Source organism: Streptomyces laculatispora (assembly GCF_017353455.1).
Classification (GTDB): Bacteria; Actinomycetota; Actinomycetes; order Streptomycetales; family Streptomycetaceae; genus Streptomyces; species Streptomyces laculatispora.
In genome coordinates this window covers 1-5,803 of sequence record NZ_JAFMPZ010000650.1, presented here as the reverse complement: position 1 = coordinate 5,803, position 5,803 = coordinate 1, and the positions used below count along the sequence as shown (strand labels likewise).

Here is a 5,803-nt window from a genome sequence, read left to right as displayed (position 1 = left end):
GCCGTCCGGTCGTCCCCCCGGGCATCGCCGCCTTCCCCGCCCCCGGCGAGATGGCGGTCTCCCCCGCGCTCGGGAAACTCCTCGACGCCCCGGAGAACGCGCTGCTCAAGGAGCGGCTGCCGTACAAGGTGACCGGCACGATCACGGAGGCGGGGCTGCGCTCGCCCGGCGAGCTGTGGTTCTACGCCGGCAGCGACACCCTGACCAGCGCGGCGGGCGGCCACCGGATCGCCGGATACGGCGACCCCGGACCGTCCGATCCGCTGCCGCCGATGCTCATCGTGCTGGTCATCATGATCTGTGTGGTGCTGCTGGCCCCCGTGGCCATCTTCATCGCCACCGCCGTGCGCTTCGGAGGCGACCGCCGCGACCGCCGGCTCGCCGCCCTGCGCCTGGTCGGTACGGACATCCGGATGACCCGCAGGATCGCGGCCGGTGAGGCGCTCTTCGGCTCGGTGCTCGGCCTCCTCATCGGAGTGGCCGTGTTCCTGACCGGGCGCCAGTTCGTCGGTCACGTCGAGGTCTGGGACGCCAGTGCCTTCCCGTCCGACCTGGCCCCCGACGCCCGGCTGTGCGTGCTGATCGCCCTCGCCGTTCCGCTCACCGCGGTGCTCGTCACCCTGGCGGCCATGCGGTCCGTGGTGATCGAGCCGCTCGGCGTCGTACGCAACAGCCGCGGCGGCAGGCGCCGGCTCTGGTGGCGGCTGCTGCTGCCGGTCGCCGGGCTCGCGGTCTTCGGACTCACCGGCAAGGTCGAGGAGTACGGGCCCGTCAACCCGTACCCGGTCGCCGGAGGCGCGGTGCTGGTCCTGGTCGGGCTGGCCCTGCTCCTGCCCTGGCTGGTCGAGGCCTGCGTCAACCGGCTGCGCGGCGGCCCGGTCCCCTGGCAGCTGGCCACCCGCCGGCTCCAGCTGAGCAGCGGGGCGGCCTCCCGCGCGGTCAGCGGCGTCACTGTCGCCGTGGCCGGTGCGGTGGCCCTGCAGATGCTGTTCGCCGCGATGAACGACGACTTCAACAGGATCACCGGACAGGACCCGTCCCGCGCCCAGTTCTACGCCCAGTCCGAGATCGTCAGGGGCGACGCCGCCCTGCACTCGATCAAGGAGTTCCGCGCCACCAAGGGCGTCACCCAGGTCATCGGCACGGTCGAGGCGTACGCGACCAAGCCGGGAACGTACACGGACGACGAGATCCAGCCCACCACCTCGTTCACCATCGGGGACTGCGCGACCCTGCGCGAGCTCGCCCGGATCACGTCCTGCCGGGACGGCGACACCTTCGTCTCCCACCCCGCCGACAAGGGGCAGGCCGGCTGGGTCGATCAGACCGCCCGCAAGGGCAAGGTGATCGAGTTCGACACCTACGGCCGGGGCAAGCCGCTGCACTGGACGCTGCCGGCCGACTCCCGGACCGTCAGGGCCCGGACCGACCCGATGGGCGAGGAGCACTCGGGCATCCTGGTCACTCCGGGGGCGATCGACGCGCGGACCATGCCGGGAGCCTCGACCGTCTCGCAGATCCGCATCGACGAAGACGTCCCGGACGCCGCCGAGTACGTACGCAACACGGCGGCCCGGCTCGACCCCGGCATGCGCCTGGCCACCATCAACTCGGTCGAGCGCGACCGGCAGTACGCGAGCATCCAGACCGGTCTGCAGGTCGGCGCGACCGCCACTCTGCTGCTGATCGCCGCGTCCATGCTGGTCTCCCAGCTGGAGCAGTTGCGGGAGCGCAAGCGGCTGCTGTCGGTCCTGGTCGCCTTCGGCACCCGGCGGACCACCCTCGGCTGGTCGGTGCTGTGGCAGACCGCCGTCCCGGTGGTCATCGGGCTCGCGGTGGCCGTGGCGGGCGGCCTCGCCCTCGGCGCCACCCTGTGCTGGATGGTCGGCAAGGAGGTGACCGGCTGGTGGCTGTTCCTGCCGATGGTGGGCGCGGGGGCCGCCCTCATCCTCTTGGTCACCCTGTTCTCCCTGCCGCCGCTGTGGCGCATGATGCGCCCCGACGGGCTGCGCAGCGAGTAGCGCTCCGACGGCCGGCCGGGCCTGTGATCAGGACCGGCCGGCCGTCGCCACCCGCACCGGAAGCGTCGCCATCGCCCCGCGCAGCGCCTCGGCGAACTCCTCGAACTCCTCGTGCCGGGCCGCCCCCGTCCGCATCCCCAGCGCGACCCGCCGGGCGGGGGCCGGATGCGCGAAGTACCCGGTGGTGAGCGCCTCGTTGCGGGCGGTCTCGACCGTGACCGCGGTACGCGGCAGCAGCGTCACCCCGAGTCCGCCGGCCACGAGCTGCACCAGGGTGGAGAGCCCGGCCGCGGTCGTGGTGACCGGCGCACCCTCGGTGCGTCCCGCCTCCCGGCAGATGTCGAGCGCCTGGTCGCGCAGGCAGTGCCCCTCGTCCAGGAGCAGCAGCGGCAGCTCGCGCAGCGCCTCGCGCGGGATGTCGGCCCGGCCGCCGAGCCAGTGGCTGCGCTCCATCACCAGCACGAAGTCCTCCTCGAAGAGCGGGAGTTCAGTCACCCCGGGCACTCCGAGGGGCACCGCGAGCAGCAGCAGATCGAGCCGCCCGGCAGCCAGCCCCTCCAGCAGCGAGGACGTCTGCTCCTCGTGCACCTGGAGGTCGAGGTCCGGATAGCGCTCATGGACCAGCCGCAGCACGGTCGGCAGCAGGTACGGGGCGACGGTCGGGATCACGCCGAGCCTGAGCACCCCGGTGAAGGGCGCCCGCACCGCCTCGGCCTCCTCCATCAGCTCGCCGACGGCCTCCAGCACGGCGCGGGCCCGCACCGCGAGCCGCTCCCCGGCGGGTGAGAGCAGTACCTTGCGCGTCGTACGCTCGATGAGCTGGACACCCAGTGCCTCCTCCAGCGCCGACACGGCCCCGGAGAGCGCGGGCTGACTCATCCCGATTGCTGCCGCCGCGTCCCGGAAGTGCAGATGTTCCGCCACCGCCGTGAAGGCGCGCAGCTGCGAGAGGCTGGGCTGTTTGGGCCGGTTGCCCTGGTATATCCGCGCCACTGATAGGCACCTCCGATCATCACGACCGAGTGTAGCTATTTCCGTGATCAATGCACTCTGTGCCAAGGTGGAGGCCGTCCAACCCTCAGGAACTCCCCCAAAAAGGGAATTCCTACGCTGCAAGGAGAACGCGTGCTCACTGTCGGTGACAAGTTTCCCGAGTTCGATCTGACCGCCTGCGTTTCGCTGGAGAGCGGCAAGGAGTTCGAGCAGATCAACCACAAGACCTACGAGGGTCAGTGGAAGATCGTCTTCGCGTGGCCGAAGGACTTCACCTTCGTGTGCCCCACCGAGATCGCCGCCTTCGGCAAGCTGAACGAGGAGTTCGCCGACCGCGATGCCCAGATCCTCGGCTTCTCCGGTGACTCCGAGTTCGTGCACCACGCCTGGCGCAAGGACCACCCGGACCTCACCGACCTGCCGTTCCCGATGCTGGCCGACTCCAAGCACGAGCTCATGCGGGACCTCGGCATCGAGGGCGAGGACGGCTTCGCGCAGCGCGCCGTCTTCATCGTCGACCAGAACAACGAGATCCAGTTCACGATGGTGACCGCCGGTTCCGTGGGCCGTAACCCCAAGGAGGTCCTGCGGGTCCTCGACGCCCTGCAGACCGACGAGCTGTGCCCCTGCAACTGGACCAAGGGCGAGACGACCCTGGACCCGGTCGCGCTCCTCTCGGGCGAGTGAGCTGACACCCACATGGCACTCGACGAACTGAAGGCCGCCGTTCCGGACTTCGCCAAGGACCTGAAGCTGAACCTCGGTTCGGTCATCGGGAACAGCGAACTGCCGCAGCAGCAGCTCTGGGGCACCGTCCTCGCCTGCGCGATCGCCTCGCGCTCGCCGAAGGTGCTGCGCGAGCTGGAGCCGGAGGCGAAGGCCAACCTCTCCGCGGAGGCGTACACCGCCGCGAAGTCGGCCGCCGCCATCATGGCGATGAACAACGTCTTCTACCGGACCCGGCACCTGCTGTCGGACCCCGAGTACGGGACACTCCGTGCGGGCCTGCGGATGAACGTGATCGGCAAGCCGGGCGTGGAGAAGGTCGACTTCGAGCTGTGGTCGCTCGCCGTCTCCGCGATCAACGGCTGCGGCCAGTGCCTGGACTCCCACGAACAGGTGCTGCGCAAGGCCGGCGCGGACCGTGAGACCATTCAGGAAGCCGTCAAGATCGCCTCGGTGATCCAGGCGGTCGGCGTGACCCTCGAAGCCGAGGCGGTCCTCGCCGAGTAACACCAGCGGTACCCAGGTACGAGAAGGGCCCCGAGGACGACCGACCGTCCGCGGGGCCCTTCTTCCGTGTCCGCTCAGGGTTCCTTCGGCGCGTCCGCCACCGGCTCCTCGTCGCTGCCGTCGTCGATCTCGTCCGGCGGCGATCCGGGCGCCGGGGTCGGCGCCGCGTCCAGTGCGGTCGACCCGTGCGGCGGCGGCGCATGGCGCTGGGACTCCTCCTGCCCGTACGACCGGAGATAGCCGACCACGGTATTGGTCACCGCGACCAGCGGCACCGCGACGACCGCACCCCCGATGCCCGCGATCATGCCGCCCGCGGCGACCGAGAGCACCACGGCCAGCGGGTGCACGCGCACCGCGCGGCCCAGAATGAACGGCTGCAGGATGTGACCCTCGATCTGCTGCACCGCCAGGACCACCACCAGCACCATCAGTGCGGTGAACACGCCCTCGGTGACCAGCGCGACCACGACGGCCAGTGCCCCGGAGACCACCGCTCCGACGAGCGGGATGAAGGCGAAGAGGAAGATGAAGACGGCCAGCGGTACGGCCATCGGCACATTGAGGAAGTAGATCCCGAGGCCGATGAAGATCGCGTCGATCAGCGCGACTATGACCGTGCCCCGCACATAGGCGGTCAGCGTCCGCCAGGCACGCGGACCGGCTCCGGCGACCCCCGGCCGCGCCTGGGCGGGCACGAGCTTCAGTACCCAGTGCCAGATGCGTTTGCCGTCGTACAGCAGGAAGAGCGTGGAGAACATCGCCAGCAGCATCCCGGTGAGGAGCTCCACCATCACCGTGACGCCCTGGAGTCCGGCGGAGGTTATGGCCTCGGTGTTGGTGCCGACGGTGTCGCTGAGGTTCTTCGCGATGTCGTTGATCTGCTGGTCGGTGACATGGAACGGGCTGTCCAGCAGCCAGTTCTTCAGATCCTCGATACCCGTCCGCACCTTGTCGGAGAGGGTGTCGATGTTGTCCATCACCTGCCAGACCACGAACCAGCCGACCAGGCCCATGATCACGAAGCCCAGGACCGCGGTGACGGCGGTGGCCAGTCCGCGCGGCAGTCCGTACCGCCTCAGCCGGGCGACCGTCGGCTGGAGCATCGCGGTGACGAGCAGCGCGGCGACGAAGGCCAGCACCACCAGTTGCACCGCGCTGATGACCCGCATGAGCACCCAGAGGGTGCCCGCGAGCACGAGCAGCCGCCAGCCGGCCTCGGCGGCGACCCGCATCCCCCAGGGGATCGCGGCGACCGGATCGGGGCGCGCGGCGACCGAGGGGGCGTACGCGGGCGGCGGCGGCACATGATCGGCGGCGCCCATCGCGGCCCCGCCCCCCGGCTCGGTGCGGGCCGTCGCCGACGAACCCTCGCGTGCCGCCTTGTCGTCCTCGTCGTCCGCCTCGACGCGGCGTTCCTCCAGGCGCTCACCCATCCTGGTCAGTTCAGCACCCAGTTGTCCGAGCCATCCCGGCAGTTTTGACATAACGGTTCCTCTACCCCCGTCCGCACTCCCCACCGCTCCCCCCGGGAACGGTCCCGCACGACCGTACAT

The 5,803-nt window shown here is 70.4% G+C and carries 5 protein-coding genes; 3 read left to right on the top strand and 2 right to left on the bottom strand.

The window, feature by feature from the left end; translation table 11 throughout:
• Window positions 1-2,021, top strand: a 2,021-nt coding sequence (locus J1C73_RS33870) for an ABC transporter permease (RefSeq protein WP_207319708.1), incomplete at its 5' end; no start/stop codon positions are given.
• A 27-nt stretch (window positions 2,022-2,048) separates the two neighbouring features.
• Here the strand turns inward: J1C73_RS33870 and J1C73_RS33865 are convergent.
• Entirely contained in the window at window positions 2,049-3,014 is a 966-nt protein-coding gene (locus J1C73_RS33865) for a hydrogen peroxide-inducible genes activator (RefSeq protein WP_207319707.1), read from the bottom strand.
• Window positions 3,015-3,146: 132 nt separating this feature from the next.
• Between J1C73_RS33865 and J1C73_RS33860 the strand changes: the two genes are divergently transcribed.
• The gene (locus tag J1C73_RS33860; RefSeq protein WP_123461343.1) at window positions 3,147-3,701 is read left to right on the top strand and encodes a peroxiredoxin; all 555 of its coding nucleotides are present in this window, start codon (window positions 3,147-3,149) and stop codon (window positions 3,699-3,701) included.
• Window positions 3,702-3,713: 12 nt separating this feature from the next.
• Window positions 3,714-4,247, top strand: coding sequence for an alkyl hydroperoxide reductase (locus J1C73_RS33855; RefSeq protein WP_207319706.1), 534 nt, complete (start codon window positions 3,714-3,716; stop codon window positions 4,245-4,247).
• Window positions 4,248-4,321: 74 nt separating this feature from the next.
• Here the strand turns inward: J1C73_RS33855 and J1C73_RS33850 are convergent, their stop codons facing one another.
• Window positions 4,322-5,734, bottom strand: a complete 1,413-nt coding sequence (locus J1C73_RS33850) for an AI-2E family transporter (RefSeq protein WP_207319705.1) — start codon at window positions 5,732-5,734, stop codon at window positions 4,322-4,324.
• Window positions 5,735-5,803 lie beyond the last annotated feature (69 nt).

Excerpts from the sequence above, each read along its gene's own strand:
- J1C73_RS33850 (WP_207319705.1), bottom strand. The coding sequence starts at position 5,734 with ATGTCAAAACTGCCGGGATGGCTCGGACAACTGGGTGCTGAACTGACC.
- J1C73_RS33855 (WP_207319706.1), top strand. The coding sequence starts at position 3,714 with ATGGCACTCGACGAACTGAAGGCCGCCGTTCCGGACTTCGCCAAGGAC.